Annotated in this window: 6 protein-coding genes; 4 read left to right on the top strand and 2 right to left on the bottom strand. The window is 63.4% G+C overall.

What is annotated here, in order from left to right:
* Positions 1–338, top strand: a 338-nt coding sequence (locus ACOZKU_RS27625; protein WP_421581592.1) for an SCO family protein, incomplete at its 5' end; no start/stop codon positions are given.
* Here ACOZKU_RS27625 and ACOZKU_RS27620 read toward each other — a convergent pair.
* Both ACOZKU_RS27620 and ACOZKU_RS27615 read right to left on the bottom strand, forming a co-directional pair.
* Positions 335–751, bottom strand: a complete 417-nt coding sequence (locus ACOZKU_RS27620; RefSeq protein ID WP_244760015.1) for a MerR family transcriptional regulator — start codon at positions 749–751, stop codon at positions 335–337. The genes ACOZKU_RS27625 and ACOZKU_RS27620 overlap by 4 nt on opposite strands.
* 72 nt (positions 752–823) lie before the next feature.
* Positions 824–1,216 carry a GFA family protein gene (locus ACOZKU_RS27615; RefSeq protein ID WP_421581591.1) on the bottom strand — a complete coding sequence of 131 codons (393 nt, stop codon included), beginning with the start codon at positions 1,214–1,216 and terminating at the stop codon, positions 824–826.
* Positions 1,217–1,516: 300 nt separating this feature from the next.
* Here ACOZKU_RS27615 and ACOZKU_RS27610 point away from each other — a divergent pair, with 300 nt between their 5' ends.
* The 3 genes from ACOZKU_RS27610 to ACOZKU_RS27600 all read left to right on the top strand — a co-directional run.
* Entirely contained in the window at positions 1,517–2,560 is a 1,044-nt protein-coding gene (locus ACOZKU_RS27610; protein WP_421581590.1) for a hypothetical protein, read from the top strand.
* Between the two features lie 16 nt (positions 2,561–2,576).
* Positions 2,577–3,284 carry a L,D-transpeptidase gene (locus tag ACOZKU_RS27605; RefSeq protein ID WP_314093387.1) on the top strand — a complete coding sequence of 236 codons (708 nt, stop codon included), beginning with the start codon at positions 2,577–2,579 and terminating at the stop codon, positions 3,282–3,284.
* 87 nt (positions 3,285–3,371) lie between these two features.
* Positions 3,372–4,169 (top strand): amidohydrolase family protein (locus tag ACOZKU_RS27600; protein WP_421581589.1); only part of this gene is annotated, 798 nt, incomplete at its 3' end.

Genomic DNA, 4,169 nt, shown 5'->3' with positions numbered 1-4,169 from the left:
GCCTGCTCAAGGAGATCGCCCCGGCAGCGGATCGCATCACGCCGCTCTTCATCTCCATCGATCCAGAGCGCGACACGGCGGAGCTTCTGAAGCTTTACATGACGTCCTTCGATCCGCGCATCATCGCGCTGCGCGGCGATGCCGCCCAGACCAAGGCGGCGGCGAAGGCGTTCTCGGCCTTTTACAGAAAGGTTGCGACGGCCTCGGACAGCTACACGATGGAGCACACCGCCGGGCTCTTCCTCATCCGGGCGGATGGTCGGTTGCAGGGCATGCTCGACATGCATGAACCGCGCGCGGCGCAGCTCCAGAAACTGAGGCGGCTTGCTGCGTCCTAATCATGTTCGTCCTGGCAGAGATCGTGGTTCGCCAGCGCGCGGATGACGTAGCAGTCGCGGATCTGGTCGGAATGGCAATGGCTGGTGATGCGCACCAGCTCGGCCTCCAGCTTCTGCAGGCGCTCGATCTTGCGGCGCACGGTGCTCAGCTGTTCTGCGGCGATGCGGTCGGCGTCGTGGCACGGGCGCTCGGGATGCTGGCTGAGTTCGATCAGCTCGCGGATGGCATCGATGGTGAGGCCGAGATCGCGGGCGTGGCGGATGAAGGTGAGGCGATCGCGCTCGCCGCTGGAATAGCGCCGCTGGTTGCCCTCGGATCGCTCGGCATGGGAGAGCAGGCCCATCTGCTCGTAGTAGCGGATGGTCGGAACCTTGACGCCCGTGGCCTTGGAAAGATCGCCGATCGTCAGCATGGTCTGCCCTCCTGAAACGCGCTCTCCCACAGATGTGCCGGGACGACCGGCAAATCAAGCGCGGTCGCCCGGTTAAGGCTCGCTGCGGCCGGGGTTTTCCCGATCCCGGTCATAATGCCGCGCCAGCGGAAACGGCGGCAGCCAGGCTTCGCGGCGGATCGTCCAGAGCTCATAGGTCGGCGTGAACCGGTCGGTTTCGTCAAGTGCGCCCAGATTGACCTCGATTTCGTCACCGCTGCAGGCAAAGACCGGCGAGCCACAGCGCGGGCAGAAGAAGCGCCCGGCATAGTCGCGCGTTTCGCCCGTCACGCTCACCGCATCGCGCGGGAAGATCGCCGAGGCGTGAAACGGCGCACCGTGATGCTTGCGGCAATCGAGGCAATGGCAGAGACCGACCCGGTAGGGAGGCCCCGACGTCTCAAGGCGGACATTGCCGCACAGGCAGCCGCCGGTCACGCGTTCCATGTCGTACACCTTCAGATTCCGGAAAAGGAGAACTATTCTAACGATTTTTTGTTCGCCGCGTGACCCCGCGACGAAAGAAAGCCGCAAAGCTGGTCTTGAAGCTCAAGCAGCTTGAGGGTTTATGCTCCCCAAGTTCGATGCCGGATTCGCGGCATTCCCGCGGCATGATGCCGGGCAACGGCCCTCCGGGTCACAAGATTAACGAAGTTCTAAGCAATCGCTTGGACTCTAGGCGTAAAATGCGCCGCCCGACGCGGCGTCCCGATATTCAACACCGGCCCCAGCAATCGAAACCGATCCATGTTTGCGCTTCGCCACCTCCTTTCTCGTGAAACCACCCGCCCGCGTCTCTCGCTTGTCGCGCGCCTCGCCGCGGCGACCGTCGCCGGCAGCCTGCTTGCCGGCTGCATGGCGATGGATGTCGCCTCGCTTGCCGAAGCGCCGCAGCTTTCCAGCAAGGTGAAGGCGGAGATGGCCAAGAAGAAGATGCGGCCGGAAAGCCCGGTACTGGTGCGCATCTTCAAGCAGGAGAGCGAGCTCGAGGTCTGGAAGGTCAATGCGAGCGGCCAATATGCGCTGTTCAAGACCTATCCGATGTGCCGCTGGTCCGGAAAGCTTGGGCCGAAGACGAAGAGCGGCGACCGTCAGGCGCCGGAAGGCTTTTACCATGTCTCCGCCGGCATGCTGAACCCAAACTCACAATACTACGTCTCGTTCAACCTCGGTTACCCGAACCGGCTGGAATCGGCGCTGGGCTATTCCGGCGAGGCGCTGATGGTGCATGGCGCCTGCTCGTCTTCGGGCTGCTATGCCATGACCGACCAGGGTGTGGGCGAAATCTACGCCATCGTGCAGAAGGCGCTGGATGGCGGCCAGGAGCGTTTCCAGGTCCAGGCCTATCCCTTCCGCATGACCACGGAAAACATGGCCAAGCACAAGGGCGATCCCAACATGCCGTTCTGGCGCACGCTGAAGGAAGGCTATGATGCTTTCGCCTTCACGCGCAAGCAGCCGAAGGTCTCCGTCTGCGGCGGCCGCTATGTCTTCAACCGGGAATTCGTGGGTGGCGAGCCGAGCGATCCGCTCGCCCAGTGCCCCGCCACGGTCGATGGCGCTCAAAATGATGTGATTGCGAAGATCGGTGCGGAACAAAAGAAGCTGGATGCGGCTTTTGCGAGCGTCACACCGGTTTCGAGCTTCGCCTATGTGGACGGCGGCATGCATCCAAGCTTCCGCTCGCTCCTGAAGCAGCAGGGTGCCAAGGGCATGGCCGCCCGCATTTCGCGTACGAAATATCCGGTCAGCCGGCCCGATGCCGCGCTCGCCGATCCCTATGACGATTGAGGTGTGAGGGCATTCCTTGACTGGTGAAAGCGTAACCCGCCGCTCCTTCCTGCTCGCTAGCGCAGGATTGGCAACCACGGTTCTGGCCGGATGCACGACGCCGGTGCGCGAGAGGATCGCGATAAGGCCCGAACCGGTCGTCGACAACAGCATCTACGCCGCCATGTACGGCCCGAAGGATGACGAGCCGTATCCGCTGCCCGCCATTCCCTACCAGAAGATCGATCCGCGATTCTATCGCCAGATGGTGCCGAACCCGACGGGCGAGCGCGCCGGAGTCATCGTCGTCGATACGGCGAGCCATTTCCTCTACCTGACCTATGAGGACGGGCAGGCGATGCGCTACGGCGTCGGCCTTGGCCGCGCGGGCTTCGAATGGGCCGGCCGCGGCGTCATCCAGTACAAGCGCGCTTGGCCGCGCTGGACGCCGCCTGACGAGATGATCGCCCGCCAGCCGGAACTGGAACCCTACAGCTCCCGCAACGGCGGCATGGAGCCGGGCCTGAAGAACCCGCTCGGCGCGCGCGCCATGTATATCTTCAAGGACAAGGAAGACACCCTCTACCGCATCCACGGCTCGCCCGAATGGTGGACCATCGGCAAGTCCGTCTCGTCGGGCTGCGTGCGCATGATCAACCAGGACGTGGTCGATCTGTTCAACCGCGTCCAGAGCGGCACGCCCATCGTGGTGTTGGGGAATGCCGCCGTCGCCGCGGCCTATTGACCGGATACGATTTTCGCGCGTTATTGCATACAATTTCAGCCTGCCCGGTAAGGGTGGGCCGATCCCTGTGCAAATGGAGCGCGAAGCATGGCCGACATCGAAACCCTGTTCACCAATGCAAAGCTGGCGGACGGCACGCTGAACGACATCGGCGTTGCCGCCGGCCGTATCGTCTCGATTGCGCCGGCCGGTTCAGCGGCCGATGCGGCGAAGAGCGTGGACATTGCGGGGGCGCTTCTCGTGCCGGCCTTCGTCGAGGGGCACATCCATCTCGATACCAGCTTTTATGGCGACAAATGGATCCCGCATAAACCCTGCACCAACGGTTTCGACGTACACGAGCGCGTGGCCTACCAGGCTGAAAACATGGCGCAGGCAGCGCCGATGGCGGAGCGCGCCCGCAAGCAGCTGGAGCTCTGCGTCGGACACGGTTCCCTCCATATGCGCAGCCACGTTATGGTCGACGCTTCTGTTGGCCTGAAATCGCTGGAGACGATCCTGGCGATCCGCGAGGAGTACCGCAATATCATCGATATCCAGCTCGTTGCCTTCCCGCAGAGCGGTATCCTCAAGAGCCCCGGCACGGCCGAACTGCTGGATGACGCGATCGCGACGGGCGCCGATCTCGTCGGCGGCCTCGACCCGGCAAGCTTCGACCGCGACCTGCGAGGCCATCTCGACGTCGTTTTCGGCGTGGCCGAGAAGCGCGGCGTCGGCGTCGATATCCACCTGCACGATTTCGGTTCGCTCGGCGTCTTCACCGTCGAGGAAATCTGCGCCCGTACGGTGGCGCTCGGGTTGCAGGGCAAAGTGGCGATTAGCCACGCCTATGGCCTCGGCAATCTCGATGCGGACGGCGCCCGCCGCATCGGCGCGAAAATCGCC

It is taken from the genome of Shinella sp. M31, from assembly GCF_049199205.1.
GTDB lineage: Bacteria > Pseudomonadota > Alphaproteobacteria > Rhizobiales > Rhizobiaceae > Shinella.
The sequence above is the reverse complement of the archived record's forward strand: the minus strand, read 5'-3'. Positions and strand labels throughout refer to the sequence as shown.

Bases quoted from the DNA above. Each gene is read 5' to 3' on its own strand.
- ACOZKU_RS27620 (WP_244760015.1), bottom strand. From the start codon at position 751: ATGCTGACGATCGGCGATCTTTCCAAGGCCACGGGCGTCAAGGTTCCG.
- ACOZKU_RS27610 (WP_421581590.1), top strand. From the start codon at position 1,517: ATGTTTGCGCTTCGCCACCTCCTTTCTCGTGAAACCACCCGCCCGCGT.
- ACOZKU_RS27615 (WP_421581591.1), bottom strand. From the start codon at position 1,216: ATGGAACGCGTGACCGGCGGCTGCCTGTGCGGCAATGTCCGCCTTGAG.